This window comes from Streptomyces sp. NPDC016469 (assembly GCF_040632905.1).
Taxonomy (GTDB): domain Bacteria; phylum Actinomycetota; class Actinomycetes; order Streptomycetales; family Streptomycetaceae; genus Streptomyces.
The window spans coordinates 1-14,354 of record NZ_JBEYCQ010000021.1 but is presented as its reverse complement, the minus strand read 5'-3'; the positions used below and the strand labels follow the sequence as shown (position 1 = coordinate 14,354).

The window sequence follows — 14,354 nt, the reverse complement described above, 5'->3', positions numbered from 1 at the left end:
TTTCCGGTTCCCACCCCTACGGCGCGGCGGAACCTGACAGTACTCTCTGCTCGGCAGGAAGTTTCACGCTCGGAAGAGATTGCGAAAGTTACTTTCAGGCAGCGGGAAGGGGTTGTGCATGACGGAGGACACGGCGGCCGGGGGCATCAGCCGGCGGAGGCTCGGTGGTGGGATGCTGGCCCTGGGCGGGGCACTCGCCCTGGCGCCGATCCCGTTCGCGGGCACGGCGTCTGCCACGGAGTCTGGGGTGGGGTCGTCGGAGATGCACGCGGGCAGGGGCGCGAAGCCGACGCTGCGGCGCGGATCGGCCGCCCGCGCCGGGCTGTTGCGGGAACCGCTCGACCAGCTGGTCACCGAGGCGGAGCGCTACCTGGCCGCCTCGCCGAAGCACCCGTGGTACGCGGGCGCGGTGCTGCTCGCGGGCCGGGGCGGGACGGTGGCACTGCACCACCCGATCGGCAAGGCGGTGCGCTACTCGGCGTACGACGAGACGACCGACACCGGGGTGGAGTTCCCCGAGGACCAGCAGATCGCGATGGCCGAGGACACGGTCTTCGACCTGGCGTCGGTCTCGAAGCTGTTCACCTCGATCCTGGCGGTGCAGCAGATCGAGCGCGGCACGCTGGAGCTGGAGGCGACGGTCGCGTCCTATCTGCCGGAGTTCGCCGGCGGCGGCAAGCAGGACATCACGATCCGTCAGCTGCTCACCCACACCTCGGGGTTCCGCGCCTGGATCCCGCTCTACAGCGCGCCGACCCGGGAAGGGAAGCTGGAGCTGCTGTGGAAGGAGGTACCGGCCAACCCGCCGGGCACGGTCTACCTCTACTCCGACCTCAACCTGATCTCGCTCCAGCTGGTCCTGGAGAAGCTGACCGGGCGGACCCTGGACGTACTGCTGCGCGAGCGGATCACCGGTCCGCTCGGGATGCGGCGCACCCGTTACAACCCGCCCGCCTCCTGGAAGCCGAAGATCGCCGCGACCGAGGACGCCCGGCTCCCCTGGTCCGGGCTCGACCGCGGTCTGGTCTGGGGCGAGGTGCACGACGAGAACGCCTTCAGCCTGGACGGGGTCGCCGGTCACGCCGGGGTGTTCTCCTGCGCCTGGGACCTCGCGGTGCTGGCGCGCACCCTGCTCAACGGCGGGGTCTACGGGCGGGCCCGCATCCTCTCCGCGGACTCCGTCGACCTGCTGTTCACCGACTTCAACACGGCGTTCCCCGGTGACGAGCACGGCCTCGGCTTCGAGCTCTACCAGCACTGGTACATGGGCGCCATGGCGACTCCCCGGACGGCCGGTCACACGGGCTTCACCGGGACCAGTCTGGTCCTGGACCCGACCACGGACTCGTTCCTGATCGTGCTGGGCAACTCGGTGCACCCGGTGCGCAACTGGCGGTCCGGCAGCGCACCGCGTGTGGCCACCGCCAACCAGATGGCACGGGCCGTCGCGGTCCACCCGGCCCGGGGCCGTACCGCCTGGTTCTCCGGGATGGCGAGCGCCTCCACGGCCACCCTGGCGCTTCCCCCCCTGCCGCTCGCCTCCTCGCGGGCCAAGCTGAGCTGCGCGCTGTGGTGGGACACCGAACCGGCGTCGGATTTCCTGTACCTGGAGGCTTCGACGGACGCCGGCACCACCTGGCAGCCGGTCCCGTTCACCACCACCCCGACGGGCCAGGGCGGGCGCCCTCGCCCCGAGGCGCACCCCGACGGCTCGCTCTCCGGCTGGTCGGGCCGGGTCTGGCACCGCCTCGACGCGGGCCTCGCCGGCGTGCGCGGCGCCGAGGTCCTGCTCCGGTGGCGCTACACCACGGACCAGCTGTACGTGGGCCGGGGCGTGTATGTGGACGCCATCAAGGTCGAGGACGGCGGCCGTACGGTCTTCGACGAGGGCCGGCCGTCGGACGCCCGGCGGATCGAGCCGAGGGGCTGGGCCGCATCGGCCGACTGACCGGCCCCTGGGCCGTGTCCTGGGACGCGGGGCGGGCGGGCCCGGCCGCCCGCCCCGCCGCGGTGCGTGTGGCCCGTGTCAGGGCGGCGCGTGGCCGCGCTGCCGGAGCGCCGCCACCTCGCGGTAGAGGTCGTCGGCCTGGCGGGCGCGGCCCAGCTGTTCGAGGCAGTGCGCCTCGTCGTCGCGGCCGGCGAGCGTGTCGGGGTGGGCGGGGCCCAGCAGCCGCGTCCGGACGTCGGCGACCTGCCGGTACAGGGCGAGCGCTTCGGTCCAGCGCCCCAGCCAGCCGAGGGCGACGGCGACCTCGCGGCGGCTGACAAGGGTGTCGGGGTGATCGGGGCCCAGGACGTGCTCCCGGGCGCCGCACACCGCCTGTGCCTCGGCCAGTGCCTCGTCCCAGCGGGCCAGCCGGCCGAGGTTGACGCCCAGTCCGTGGCGGGCCCGCAGGGTCTCCGGGTCGGTGGGGCCGTTGACCCGGGTGCGGTCGGCGACGAGCGCGCGGTACAGCTCCAGGGCGTCGGCGCTGCGGCCGAGACGGCCCAGGCTGATGCCCACCTCGTAGCGGGTGGCGAGGGTGTCCGGGTGTTCGGCGCCGAGCAGCCGGGTCCGTGCCTCGGCGACCTGGCGGTACGTGTGCAGGGCTTCCGTCCACCGGCCGAGCCTGCCGAGCGTGTAGCCGACCTCGTAGAGCGTGACCAGGGTGTCGGGGTGGTCGGCCCCCAGCACCCGGGCGCGGGCCGCGGCCACGTCGCGGGCCGTGCGGTGGGCCTCCTCCAGATGCCCCAGCCGGCTGAGGCTGAAGGCCAGGTTGTGGCGGCAGCGCAGGGTGTCGGGGTGGTCGGGGCCCATCGCGCGCTCCCGTGACGCGAGCACGGCGGCGTGCAGTTCGTGGGCCTCGGTGTGCCGGCCGAGGCGGCCCAGCGCGTACGCCATCTGCTGCCGGGCGGCGAGTGTTTCGCCGTGCTCGGCGCCGAGGGCGCGGGCGCGGTCCTCGGCGATGCGGCCGAACTCGCGCAGCGCGTTCTCGGCCCGGTCCTTGCGGGTGGGTCGGGGGACCGGGATATGGGGGTCGGCGCGGGTGCCCGGCCCGGCGGTTCCGTTGGTCCAGGTGAGTGTGAGGCCCGCCGAGTGGTCGGGCGGCGCCACGGGGTTCGCGGTGGCCGTCGCCTTGTGGCCGCCGGTCATCGTGTGCGCCCAGGCGGGCAGCGGCGCGGCGGCGGGCAGCCGGCCGGAGAGGGTGCCCCGGGCGGGCGGCACCTCGCCGGCCGGGCCCAGGAAGGGCTGATCGCCGGTGCGGCCTACGGCGATGCGGCGGCGCAGGTCGTGGGCGTCGGCCGGGCGCTCCTCGGGGGTCTTGGCGAGCAGGTCGAGGACGACCCGGTCGAAGAAGCCGGGCAGTTCGGCGCGGTGGGAGCGCAGCGGTTCGGGAGGGGTGTCGCGGTGGCCGACGAGGATGCCCCAGGAGTCCTCCAGGTCGAAGGGCGGGGCGCCGGTGGCGATCTCGTACAGCACGCAGCCCAGCGAGTAGAGGTCGCTGCGGTGGTCGACCTGGCCGCCGCTGATCTGCTCCGGCGACATGTAGTGCGGGGTGCCCATGGCGATGCCGACGCCGGTGAGCCGGGAGGTGACCGGGATGCCGTGGCCCGGCCGGGCGATGCCGAAGTCGCAGATCTTCACCGTCCCGTCGGACAGCCGCATGATGTTGGCGGGCTTGAGGTCGCGGTGGACGATGCCCTGCTGGTGGGTGTAGCCGAGCGCGTCGGCGACCTGCTCGGCGATGTCCACGATGTCGTCCACGGGCAGCGGGTGCTGCGCGTTGTCCTCCAGGAGCTGGCTGAGGTTGCGGCCGTCCAGCAACTCCATCACGAGGTAGAGCACGCCCTCGTACTCGCCGAAGTCGTGGACGACGGTGACACCCCGGTGCTGGAGGGCGGCGGCGACCCGGGCCTCGCGGCGGAAGCGTTCGCGGACGATGCGGATGTGGTCCTCGTCGTGCCGGCCGCTCATGGGCTTGAGGCATTTTACGGCGACCTGGCGGCCCAGCGCTTCGTCGCGGGCGCGCCACACCTCGCCCATGCCGCCGCGACCGATCAGGTCCAGCAGCCGGTACCGGCTCTGGATCAGCCTGGTTTCCGCCATCCCTGTTGCCGCCCCCGTCATTCAGCCCGCTGTCGCCGCACCCTCCCCGGTCCGTCCAGTATGGCTGCCTGCCTCTTCAGTGTGTACGGGGTGGGGCGGCTGCCGGGTCCGAGTCGTGCCATGGCGTTCTTGATGTGACCGGGCGGCAGCTGCCACCGCAGCCGTGCGGGGACGGTCCGCAGAAGCGCCCCGGTGGCGCGCAGCCGGCGGTCCACGGCAGCGGCCGGCGGCGCCGTCCTCCCGTACAGCTCATGGGCGAACGGCGGCAGCGACTGGTACGCGAGGGCGGCCACGCGCCGCCACAGCAGGGCGCGTACGGGGACGAGAAGCGGGGGCACGGGCGGGCGGCGCAGGAAGCCGTCGACGTCCAGCGCCTCCGGGGTCCGGGCGAGCCGGGGCCGCACGCTGGCGAAGTAGCCGGCCATCTCGGCGGTGGTCGCGGGTACGTCGTCGGGGTCGAGGCCGACGAGCCGGGCGCCGTGCCGGTGCTCGGCGATGTACTGGTCGGCCTGGCGTGCGGTGAGCGGGTAGCCGGAGCGGCGCAGGACCTGGAGATAGGAGTCGGCTTCGGCGCAGTGCACCCACAGCAGCAGCTCGGGCTCGTCCACGCCGTGGGTGCGGCCGGTCGCCGGGTCGGTGACCTTCAGGCGGGCGTGGATCTTCCGGACCCGGGCGCCCGCCTTCTCGGCGGCCTCGGTGGTGCCGTACGTGATGGTGCCGACGAACCCCGCCGTGCGCATGAGCCGGCCCCAGGCGTCCTCGCGGAAGTCCGAGTTCTGCATCACGCCGCGCACCGCGAGGGGGTGGAGTGCCTGGAGGTAGAGGGCCCGCACCCCGGCGATCCACATCATCGGGTCGCCGTGCAGCTGCCAGGTGACCGATGCGGGTCCGAAGAGCCCGGGGTCGGCTTCCCTCATGTGCGTGTCCTCCCGCTCGGGGGTGGTACGGCGCCGCGTCGCCGCACCACTCCAGTGTGGCCGGGGACGCGCTCGGTGGGCACCCCGCGGCGGGGTCGTCAGGCCGGCGGTGTCCGGAGGCGGTCCAGGAGGGCCGCCTCCGCGGTGTCGGAGTGGGTGCCCTCCCAGCTGGCCAGGGGAACGGCCCGCAGATGGCGGCCCTGGGGGTCGAGGAGGTGGCCGGCGAGCTTCATCGGCCAGAGGGTGACCGCCCGGTCGGCCACGGTCAGCTCCGGGTGGCGGGCGGTGAGCCGGGATTCGAAGGCGCCGATGTCGTCCACCGAGCGCAGCCAGGCGGCCAGGAGCAGGTTGTGCGGGCCGGTCAGCGAGGCGCAGAGCCGGATCTCGCGGATCTGGCTGATGCTCTTCGCGAGCTGGGGCGCCCGGCTCTGCGGCACCGCCGCCCAGTACGAGACCGAGACCGGCCAGCCTGAGAGCGACCGCGCCACCTCGCACCGGTAGGCGAGCGCCCGGTCGGCGTCGAGCCGGTCGAGGCGGCGGCGGACGGTCGTGGGGCTGAGCCCGGTGCGTTCGGCGATGTGGGCGACGGGCCGGCGCGGGTCCTCGCCGAGGACGCGGACCAGTTCGAGGTCGCGCCGGGGGACGGTGCGGGTGGGCTGCCGGTTCGAGGCCGGCGGGGCCAGCTTGCGGCGCTGCTGCTCGGTGAGGCGGTCGAGCCGCCAGCGGCTGCCCTCGGTGTGCAGGGTGGTGGCGACCTGGGTGCGGGAGGCCGCGACACCGTCGAGGGCGCCGAGGCGGAAGCCGACGTACCGGGCCAGCTGCGCGTGGTCCGTGAAGACCGCGGTGACCACGAGGTCCCGGCTGCCGCTGACGTACTCCAGGTTGAACACGTGCGGGTCCTCGGCGATATGGCCGGCCACCTCGTGCAGCCGCCCGGGGACGCAGTCGACCTCGATGAACGCGACGAGGGTCCAGGTGTCCGGGCCGCTCGCCGCGACCGAGGGGTGCACGCCGATCCAGGCGTGCCCGGCCTCGGTCAGCCGGGCCCAGCGCCGGGCGACCGTCGAGGCGTCGATGTCGAGCACGCCCCCGATGGTCCGCCAGTCCGCGCGCGGGGCGATCTGGAGCGCGGTGACGAGGAGCAGATCGACTTCGTCCAGCACGGGGCCACCCTTCGGGTGATGGTGGTTGTCGGCAAACGATCTGCCTGTTTCGGAGGATACGTGCACGTCGGCCGGTCCGTTCGGCCGAATCGGCACCATACCTGGCATGTTCGCACGCACTGACGCCCTCGCCCTCGGCGACTCCCTGGTCCACCTGCGCCACGCCCTGCACCGGCAGCCCGAGCTCGGCCTGGACCTCCCCCGCACCCAACGGGCCGTCCTGGACGCCCTGTCCGGACTCCCCCTGGAGATCACGACCGGCCGGCAGCTCACCTCGGTGACCGCCGTCCTGCGCGGTGGCCGGCCCGGCCCCGCCGTCCTGCTGCGCGGAGACATGGACGCGCTGCCCGTACAGGAGGACAGCGGTGTGCCGTACGCCTCCGAGGTGCCCGGGCGGATGCACGCCTGCGGACACGACGTGCACACCGCGGGGCTGGTCGGGGCGGTCCGGCTGCTGGCCGCGCGGCGCGAGGAGCTGGCGGGCGACGTGGTGTTCATGTTCCAGCCGGGCGAGGAGGGCATGGGCGGCGCCCGCCTGATGATCGAGGAGGGCGTGCTCGACGCGGCCGGGACCCGGGTCGTCGCCGCGTACGCACTCCACGTCATCTCCGCGGTGCTGCCCGTCGGCACCGCCGCCGTACGGCCCGGCCCGATGCTCGCCGCCTTCGACGAGGTCACCGTGCGGGTCTTGGGCGCCGGGGGCCACGGTTCCTCGCCGCACCTGGCGAAGGACCCGGTCCCGGCCGTCTGCGAGATGGTCACCGCGCTCCAGACGATGGTCACGCGCAGCGTCGACATCTTCGACCCGGCCGTGATCACCGTGGGCTCGCTGCACGCGGGTTCGGCCGGGAACGTCATCCCAGGGACCGCCGAGTTCACCGCCACCATCAGGACGTTCTCGGAGGAGACCCGGGCCCGGATCCGGGCGGCCCTGGAACGGACCGTGCGGGGGATCGCCGCCGCGCACGGCCTGACCGCCGTAAGCGACTACCGCGAGGGCTACCCGGTCACCGTCAACGACGCCGCCGAGGCCGCGTTCGCGCTGCGCACCGCGCGCGACGTGCTCGGCGCCGCGCAGGTCTTCGAGGCGCCGCGCCCGATGGCCGGCTCCGAGGACTTCTCGTACGTGCTGCACGAGGTCCCGGGCGCGTACGTGGGCCTCGGCGCGTGCCCGCCCGGTCAGGACCCGTCGGCCGCCCCCATGAACCACTCCGCCCAGGCGGTCTACGACGACCGGGCGGTGGCGGACGCCGCGGCCCTGCTGGCCGGGCTCGCGGCGCGGCGCCTCCAGGACGCCGAGCAGCCGTCATGAGCACGACCGAGTCCACCGGGCCCGCGCGCGCGGAGACCACGTCCGTCGCCGCGGTCGTGGGTCTCCTCGTCCTCTTCGAGCTGACGAGCGGGTTCCTTCAGGGCGGGATCGCCCCGCTGCTGCCGGACATCGGCACGGAGCTGGGCATCGCGGACGCCGACCTCAACTGGGTGGTGGCCGCCCAGCTGCTCGCCGCCGCGGTGTCCGTTCCCGCGTTCGGCCGGCTCGGCGACGTGTACGGGCACCGCCGCATGCTGCGGGTCTCGCTGGTGTGCGTGGCCGTCGGCTCGCTGCTCGCGGCCCTCGCCCCCTCGCTGCCCGTACTGCTGGCCGGCCGGGTGCTGCTGGGCCCGCTCGCGGCCCTGCTGCCGCTGGAGATCGCCCTCGTACGCGACCGGCTCTCCGTCGAACGCGCCCGCGCCGCCATCGCGCGCCTGGTCGGCGCGCTCACCCTGGGCACACTGCTCGGCGGGGTGGTCATGGGCCTGGCGCACAAGGCGACCGGCGATGTCCGGCTCACGCTGCTCCTCCCGGCCGTGCCGGCCCTGCTCTGCGTCCCGGTCTCGTTCCTCGCGATCCCGGAGTCCGCCCGGACGCCGGGCGCCCGGCTCGACTGGCCGGGCGTGGGTCTGCTGAGCCTGGCCGTGCTCCTGCTGCTCGCGGGGATCTCGGCGGCGAAGACCGGCCCCCTGCTCTCCGGCGCGGTGCTGGTCCCGGTGCCGCTCGCCCTGGTGGCGGGCGCGGTGTGGGCGGTGCGCGAGCTGCGGGTGCCCGATCCGCTGGTGGACCTGCGGGCGCTGGCCGACCGCAGTGTCGCCCCGTACTTCCTGTGCGCGGCGGCGTTCGGCGTCGTCTACTTCGGCAGCCTGGCCCCCGACTCCACGTTCCTGGCGGCGGACCCGGAACGCACCGGTTACGGCTTCGGGCTCTCCGCCCTCGCCATCTCACTGATCGCCCTGCCCGCCGGGGTCGCGGCGGTCGTCGGCTCCTCGCTGACCGCCCGCGTCGCGGGGCGCGTCGGCTACCGTCCCGCGCTGATCGCCTCGTTCGCCCTGACCGGCGTGAGCTTCCTGTCCACCGCCGCCTTCCACACGGCGATCTGGCAGCTGGTGGCGGCCAAGGTGTTCGCCGGTGCCGGGATCGGCGTGGCGCTCGGCGCGCTGCCCACGGTGATAGCGGAGGCCGGCGCCCCCTCCCGGACGGGGATCACCACGGCCCTGTACAACAACGTCAAGACCCTGGGCGGCGCGGTCGCCGGGGCGGTCGTCGCCGTCGTCCTGGCCACGCCGGCGTCCGAGACCGGAGGCGCCGTCTCCGACACCCGGGACGCGGCGAGCGAGTCCGGGTACGTCGCGGTCTGGCTGCTGTGCGCCCTGCTCTCCGCCGGCGCGGCCGTGGCGGCCGCCGCCGCGCGGCGCGGGACGGCGGATTGACCGGGGCGGACGGAGCACCCGGTTGTCATACTGCTCCGATGACCGCCATCCCCTCCCCCGCACTCGACTCGCTGTCCGGCCTCGCCTTCGGTGACGCCTTCGGCGACCGCTGGTTCGGCATCCTGCGCCGCGAGGGCCCCGAGCCCCTGGAGGCCCGGACGCTGCCCCCGGAGCCCGTGTGGCGCTGGAGCGACGACACCGCGCAGGCGCTGGTCCTCGTCCGCGAACTCGCCGAGGGCGACGGTGCCGTGGACCAGGACCGGTTCGCCCGGCGCCTGGCCGAGGAGTACGCCGCCGACACGCACCGCGGCTACGGGGCATCGATGCACGACGTCCTGCGCCGGATCGGCGCGGGCGAGCCGTGGCGGGAGGTGGTGACCGCGCAGTTCGAGGGCATGGGCTCCTGGGGCAACGGGGCGGCGATGCGCGTCGCCCCGCTCGGTGCCTGGCACGCCGCCGGCCTGGACACCGCGGTCGAGCAGGCCGCCCGCCAGAGCGCGGTCTCGCACCACCACCCGGAGGCGGCCGCCGGGGCGGTGGCGGTCGCCGTCGCCGCGGCGCTGGCCGCGCGCGGCCGGGGAGGTCCGGCGCCCGGGCGTGCCAACTTCCTCCAGGAGGTCGCCGGGCACCTGCCCGACAGCGATGTGCGCTCGGGCCTCCGGATCGCGGCCCGGATGCCCGCCCGCACCTCGGTCCGCCACGCCGCGGAGGTCCTGGGCTCCGGCTACCGGATGTCCGGGCCGGACACCGTCCCCTTCGCGCTGTGGTGTGCGGCGGGCCACCTGGACGATCTGGCGGAGGGCCTGTGGTGCACGGTGGCGGGACGCGGTGACATCGACACCACGTCCGCCATCGCGGGAGGCGTGATCGCCGCCCGTACCGGTGTCGCCGCCCTTCCCCCGTCGTGGCACACGGCCCGCGAACCGCTGCCGGGGTGGGCGGGGCTCAGCGCCTGACCGCGCGCAGCACCACGAACTTCGGGTCGCCGGCCACCGTCTCGCAGGTGCCGAAGACGCGGCGCAGGGTGGCGTGGTGGCCGAGGTGGCGGTTGGCGACCACCCAGAGTTCGCCGCCGGGGCGCAGGGCGCGCCGGGCTCCGTGGAACATGTTCCGGGCGGTCGCGTCGGTGGTGGCCTGGTGGGAGTGGAACGGCGGGTTGTTGAGGACCAGGTCCGCGCTGCCGGGTTCGGCGCCGGCCAGGGCGTCCCCGACGACGAAGCGCGCCCGGGCGTCCGGGCCGGTGTTGTCGCGGAAGGTCGCCTCGGCCGACGCCACGGCCTGGTGGGACTCGTCGATGAAGGTGAGGGTGGCCTCGGGGTTGGCGAGGGCGGCCGCGAGGCCGAGGACGCCGTTGCCGCAGCCGAGGTCCACGACGCGGTCGGGGCCGCTGCGGTCGGGCAGGTGCTTGAGGAAGAAGCGGGTGCCGATGTCGAGCCGGTCGGCGCAGAAGATCCCGGCGTGGTTGGTGACGGTGTGCCCGGCGGCCGCCCCGGCGTCCGGGGGAAGCTCGTAGCGCAGCGGCCAGGGGCTGGGGGTGCGGGGCAGAGCGGGGTCCGGGGTGCAGTGGATGAGCCGGGCCTTGCGGACCGCGAGGGAGGTGCGGGTGGGGCCGATGATCCGCTCGAAGAGGTCGAGCGTGGAGGTGTGGATCTCCTTGACCATGCCGGTGCCGACGACGACCGTGCCGGCGTGCAGGGCGGGCGCGATGCGGTGGAGCTGGTCCTCCAGGAACGCCAGGCTCTTCGGGACGCGTACGAGGAGCACGTCCACGCGGTCCGGCGGGGTGTCGCGCGGGGAGAGCAGGCGCACCGCGTCGGCGGGCAGCCCGTTCCGTTCCAGGTTCGCGGCGGTCGCCCGCTGCCCGAGGTAGGAGTCGCTGATCTGTACGGGGTGGTGCGCGGCCAGGACCGTACTCAGGGCGCCCCAGCGGTCCCCCACCACGACGACGTTCCCCGCGACGTCGACCGCCTCCAGGTGCTGGAGGAGGTAGGCGTCGGCCGCGTCCCAGGCACGGAACGGGTCGCGGGGGTCCTCGGGGAAGCGGGCGAGGTCGTAACCCGCCTCTGACGTCGTCAAACGGTTCATTGTGGGTTCAGGCTAACCGAGCGGCGCCAGGCGCCCGTACCCGCCGCGGGCGCGACGGCCGTGGCCGCCGCGCCGCACCGCTGCCTACGGCAGTCGCTTGTCGATGGCCGCCCGGCCCTCCCTGGCCAGGGTGCGCTCCGCCCATTCGAGGTTTTCCGGGGTCAGGTCGCGCCCGGACGCGAGCACCAGGTCCTCGGCGGACGGGTTGTCGCCGGCACCGGTGTGCAAGAGGTCGTCCGGAGTCACACCCCGGGTGCTGGATACGGAATCGGACTCGTCGCTCATGCCGCCTCCTTGTCCTTCCCGTCATTCTCGCCCGCCGCCGGTGCTCCCGCATCCGAGACCGCGGCGGGGTCCTGGAACGGGCCCCAGGCCCTCACTTGACCTGCACATGATAGATACGCGGGGTTCACACATCGTGACGGTCCGCATGGAAGGCTCCCGCGTACCCATAGCGGACAACGACCACCGCGGAGCCGCCCCCCACCCCGTGACGGCGCCGCGGTGCGCGTATTCCCGGAGAGGACACCCCACATGTCCCGTCGTCACCTTCCCGCGCGCCGCGCACTGCCTGCCGCGCTCGCCGCCCTCGCGGTGCTCACCGGCACGGCCGCCGCCGCACCCGCCCCGACACCACCGTCCACCGCCGCCTCCCCGCTCAGCGCGCTGGACGACACGTACTACGAGGACGCGACCGGCAAGACCGGCGCCGCGCTCAAGAGCGCCCTGCACACGATCATCAGCGACCAGAGCAAGCTCACCTACAGCCAGGTCTGGGACGCCCTGAAGGACACCGACGAGGATCCCGCCGACTCGTCCGACGTCATCGAGCTGTACACCGGGCGCTCCGTACCGAAGAGCGACAACGGCGGCAGCACCGGCCAGTGGAACCGCGAGCACGTCTGGGCCAAGTCCCACGGCGACTTCGGCACGGCCACCGGCCCCGGCACCGACATCCACCATCTGCGCCCGTCCGACGTCCAGGTCAACTCCACGCGAGGCAACAAGGACTTCGACAACGGCGGTACGGAGCTGAGCGACGCCCCGGGCAATTACACCGACGCCGACTCCTTCGAACCGCGCGACGCCGTCAAGGGTGACGTGGCCCGGATGATCCTCTACATGGCCGTGCGCTACGAAGGCGACGACGCGTTCCCCGATCTGGAACCGAACGACAGCGTGTCCAACGGCTCCTCACCGCACATCGGCCGGCTCTCCGTACTGAAGGCATGGAGCGAGCAGGACCCGCCGGACTCCTTCGAGAAGCGGCGCAATGACGTCATATACGAGGACTACCAGCACAACCGGAACCCGTTCGTGGACCACCCCGAGTGGGTGGAGGCCATCTGGTGACGCACCCGCGCCGCATCGCCGCGAGTCCGCCGGCCGTCAGCTCCGCTCCGCCTGGGCGATCCGGGGGAACGACTTGACGCCGGCGGCCTTGCGGCTGTTGGCGTGCTGACTGACGGTCCTGTCCGTCGGCGCGCCGGGGAAGCCGAGCACCACGGAGTCCAGCACCTTGCCCGACGCGTCGACGAACTCCACGCGCACGGCGAAGAACGCCGGCTTGTCGCCCCCGTTGGTCACCCGCACGAGGGCGCTGCGGAACTGCTCCCCGGGCTCGACCGCGATGCCGTTGACGGCGACGTCGTCCATCGCGTTGCCCTTGCCGTCGACGCCCTTGAGGGTCGCCACGGCCTTCTGCCGGTTGCGCTCGACGTCGGCGGACACGGAGGCGGCGAACTCGTCCTGGGTGCGCCCGCTACGGGTCGGGCTCGGACTCGCCGTGGGTTCGGCGGAGATCGTCCGGGTGCTTCTGGCCGTCCCCGCCGACGAGGTGTCGGAGTCGCCGCAGGCGGCCGCTCCGGCGACGAGTACCGCAAGGAGTGCGGCAGGGGTCAGGCCGCGGATGACGCGACCTCGGAAGGGGCGCCGCGCGGGGCCGGTCCGGTTCACAAACGCTCCGTCCACTGAGCGGGCACGGGGAAGCAGCTCTTCCCGCACCCGGGATGACCAACTCGCTCATATTAGGATCAAAAGGTATGAATTGACTCGTTGATTCACCCGCTCCGCACGCAGTGCGCGCAATTCCCCGGGAGGGAACTGATGGACACGGACGCCCTGACCGCCGGCCTGCTGCAGGAGCTGCGCCGGACCAGGCCCTACCCGGCCCTGTCCCTGACCATGCCGACCCACCGGCGCGCCCCGGACAACGCCCAGGACGCCGTACGGCTGCGCAACCTGCTGTCCGAGGCCCACAACCGGCTGGAGGCCGATCCGGAGGTGGGCCGCGAGGCGTGCGCCGCGATCAAGCAGCAGCTCGAACGTGCCGTCGGCGAACTCGACCAGCGCCGGGCCCTGGACGCGCTCGTGCTCCTCGCCACGCCCGACGAGTACCAGATCTGGCGGCTGCCGCGTACCGCACCCGAACGGGTGGTGCTGAGCGACAGCTATCTCACCCGCAACCTGGTCGCCGCGAAGGCGCAGGCCCGCCCCTTCTGGGCGCTCACCGTGGCCGCCGACCACGCCGCCCTCTTCAGCGGCACCACCGAGTCGGCCCAGGAGGCCCACGCCGGCGGCTTCCCGCTGACCGCCCCGCGCGAGGAGTTCAACCCGCAGCGCATGGAGCGGACCGGCGACACGCCGTCCAACTTCGCCAGCGAGGACACCCGCAACTTCCTCCGCACGGTGGACGAGAAGCTGCGTGCGGTCCTGGCCACCGACCCCCGACCGCTGTACCTGGTCGGCATCGCGCCGGCGCTCGCCCTGTTCGACGAGGTCGGCGAGAGCGCGAAGGACGCGGTCGGCCGGGTCACCAAGGGCGCGCCGGCCGACAACGCGCCCCGCGACCTGCTGACCGAGCTGCGCCCGGCCCTGGACGCCCGGCGCGAGCACTTCGCGAAGGAGATCGACGGACGGCTGGACGCGGCGCGCGGCCGCAAGGCGTTCGCCGGCGGTCTCGACGAGGTGTGGGCCGCGGTGCGCGAGGGCCGCGCCGGTCTGGTGGCCGTGGAGGAGCACTACCAGCAGACGGTACGGGTCGACCAGGAGCACCTGAAGCCGGTGACCGACGACGTGGTGGACCCGTCCGACGCGAGTGTCCGCGAGGACATCGTGGACGAGCTGGTGGAAGCGGCGCTGGACAGCGGCGCGGAGGTGTTCTTCGTCGCGGACGACTCGCTCAAGGGGCACGGCCGGATCGCGGCCGAACTGCGCTTCTGAGCCCGCACGGCATACGGCGTGGGCCCGGACGGGAATCTCCGTCCCGCCGTCGGCCTCCAGGAGCAGCTGGAGCACGGTGAACTCCTTCGGTGACAGATCCAGGTCCCGCCCGTCCCGGGTCGCCGACCGCCGTAC

The 14,354-nt window shown here is 73.8% G+C and carries 12 protein-coding genes and 1 pseudogene; 6 read left to right on the top strand and 7 right to left on the bottom strand.

Annotated elements, in window-relative coordinates:
* Nucleotides 1–118 precede the first annotated feature (118 nt).
* Nucleotides 119–1,948 carry a serine hydrolase gene (locus ABZ565_RS23460; RefSeq protein ID WP_361030130.1) on the top strand — a complete coding sequence of 610 codons (1,830 nt, stop codon included), beginning with the start codon at nt 119–121 and terminating at the stop codon, nt 1,946–1,948.
* A gap of 78 nt (nt 1,949–2,026) precedes the next feature.
* Here the strand turns inward: ABZ565_RS23460 and ABZ565_RS23455 are convergent, their stop codons facing one another.
* The 3 genes from ABZ565_RS23455 to ABZ565_RS23445 all read right to left on the bottom strand — a co-directional run bounded on the left by ABZ565_RS23455 (nt 2,027) and on the right by ABZ565_RS23445 (nt 6,167).
* Complete coding sequence (locus ABZ565_RS23455; protein WP_361030127.1) at nt 2,027–4,087, bottom strand: serine/threonine-protein kinase; 2,061 nt, start codon at nt 4,085–4,087, stop codon at nt 2,027–2,029.
* Nucleotides 4,088–4,104: 17 nt separating this feature from the next.
* Nucleotides 4,105–5,004: an oxygenase MpaB family protein gene (locus ABZ565_RS23450; protein WP_361030124.1), complete on the bottom strand. Its 900-nt coding sequence runs from the start codon at nt 5,002–5,004 to the stop codon at nt 4,105–4,107.
* 98 nt (nt 5,005–5,102) lie between these two features.
* On the bottom strand, nt 5,103–6,167 hold the full coding sequence (locus ABZ565_RS23445) for an Lrp/AsnC family transcriptional regulator (RefSeq protein WP_361030121.1): 1,065 nt from the start codon (nt 6,165–6,167) through the stop codon (nt 5,103–5,105).
* Between the two features lie 106 nt (nt 6,168–6,273).
* On the opposite strand from ABZ565_RS23445, the gene ABZ565_RS23440 reads away from it, so the two are divergent.
* Genes ABZ565_RS23440 through ABZ565_RS23430 form a run of 3 tightly spaced genes read left to right on the top strand, consistent with a single transcriptional unit; the run spans nt 6,274 to nt 9,868 of the window.
* Nucleotides 6,274–7,479, top strand: a complete 1,206-nt coding sequence (locus ABZ565_RS23440; protein WP_361030118.1) for a M20 family metallopeptidase — start codon at nt 6,274–6,276, stop codon at nt 7,477–7,479.
* Entirely contained in the window at nt 7,476–8,912 is a 1,437-nt protein-coding gene (locus tag ABZ565_RS23435) for an MFS transporter (protein WP_361030115.1), read from the top strand. The genes ABZ565_RS23440 and ABZ565_RS23435 overlap by 4 nt, the downstream gene beginning before the upstream one ends.
* A gap of 38 nt (nt 8,913–8,950) precedes the next feature.
* Nucleotides 8,951–9,868 (top strand): ADP-ribosylglycohydrolase family protein, encoded by a 918-nt coding sequence (locus tag ABZ565_RS23430; RefSeq protein WP_361030112.1) that lies wholly within the window; start codon nt 8,951–8,953, stop codon nt 9,866–9,868.
* Here the strand turns inward: ABZ565_RS23430 and ABZ565_RS23425 are convergent.
* Entirely contained in the window at nt 9,858–10,997 is a 1,140-nt protein-coding gene (locus tag ABZ565_RS23425) for a methyltransferase (RefSeq protein ID WP_361030109.1), read from the bottom strand. The genes ABZ565_RS23430 and ABZ565_RS23425 overlap by 11 nt on opposite strands.
* A gap of 84 nt (nt 10,998–11,081) precedes the next feature.
* Nucleotides 11,082–11,282 carry a hypothetical protein gene (locus ABZ565_RS23420; protein ID WP_361030106.1) on the bottom strand — a complete coding sequence of 67 codons (201 nt, stop codon included), beginning with the start codon at nt 11,280–11,282 and terminating at the stop codon, nt 11,082–11,084.
* Nucleotides 11,283–11,531: 249 nt separating this feature from the next.
* Here ABZ565_RS23420 and ABZ565_RS23415 point away from each other — a divergent pair, with 249 nt between their 5' ends.
* Nucleotides 11,532–12,350, top strand: coding sequence for an endonuclease (locus ABZ565_RS23415; RefSeq protein WP_361030103.1), 819 nt, complete (start codon nt 11,532–11,534; stop codon nt 12,348–12,350).
* A 36-nt stretch (nt 12,351–12,386) separates the two neighbouring features.
* Here ABZ565_RS23415 and ABZ565_RS23410 read toward each other — a convergent pair whose 3' ends face one another.
* Nucleotides 12,387–12,953: a hypothetical protein gene (locus ABZ565_RS23410; protein ID WP_361030100.1), complete on the bottom strand. Its 567-nt coding sequence runs from the start codon at nt 12,951–12,953 to the stop codon at nt 12,387–12,389.
* A gap of 150 nt (nt 12,954–13,103) precedes the next feature.
* Here ABZ565_RS23410 and ABZ565_RS23405 point away from each other — a divergent pair, with 150 nt between their 5' ends.
* Nucleotides 13,104–14,219, top strand: coding sequence for a chemotaxis protein (locus ABZ565_RS23405; RefSeq protein WP_361030097.1), 1,116 nt, complete (start codon nt 13,104–13,106; stop codon nt 14,217–14,219).
* A gap of 39 nt (nt 14,220–14,258) precedes the next feature.
* Here ABZ565_RS23405 and ABZ565_RS23400 read toward each other — a convergent pair.
* A pseudogene (locus ABZ565_RS23400) lies at nt 14,259–14,354 on the bottom strand (response regulator transcription factor); the annotation flags it as partial.

Coding starts and splice junctions, on each gene's coding strand:
- ABZ565_RS23415 (WP_361030103.1), top strand. CDS start 11,532: ATGTCCCGTCGTCACCTTCCCGCGCGCCGCGCACTGCCTGCCGCGCTC.
- ABZ565_RS23460 (WP_361030130.1), top strand. CDS start 119: ATGACGGAGGACACGGCGGCCGGGGGCATCAGCCGGCGGAGGCTCGGT.
- ABZ565_RS23430 (WP_361030112.1), top strand. CDS start 8,951: ATGACCGCCATCCCCTCCCCCGCACTCGACTCGCTGTCCGGCCTCGCC.
- ABZ565_RS23425 (WP_361030109.1), bottom strand. CDS start 10,997: ATGAACCGTTTGACGACGTCAGAGGCGGGTTACGACCTCGCCCGCTTC.
- ABZ565_RS23440 (WP_361030118.1), top strand. CDS start 6,274: ATGTTCGCACGCACTGACGCCCTCGCCCTCGGCGACTCCCTGGTCCAC.
- ABZ565_RS23405 (WP_361030097.1), top strand. CDS start 13,104: ATGGACACGGACGCCCTGACCGCCGGCCTGCTGCAGGAGCTGCGCCGG.
- ABZ565_RS23420 (WP_361030106.1), bottom strand. CDS start 11,282: ATGAGCGACGAGTCCGATTCCGTATCCAGCACCCGGGGTGTGACTCCG.
- ABZ565_RS23455 (WP_361030127.1), bottom strand. CDS start 4,087: ATGGCGGAAACCAGGCTGATCCAGAGCCGGTACCGGCTGCTGGACCTG.
- ABZ565_RS23450 (WP_361030124.1), bottom strand. CDS start 5,004: ATGAGGGAAGCCGACCCCGGGCTCTTCGGACCCGCATCGGTCACCTGG.
- ABZ565_RS23435 (WP_361030115.1), top strand. CDS start 7,476: ATGAGCACGACCGAGTCCACCGGGCCCGCGCGCGCGGAGACCACGTCC.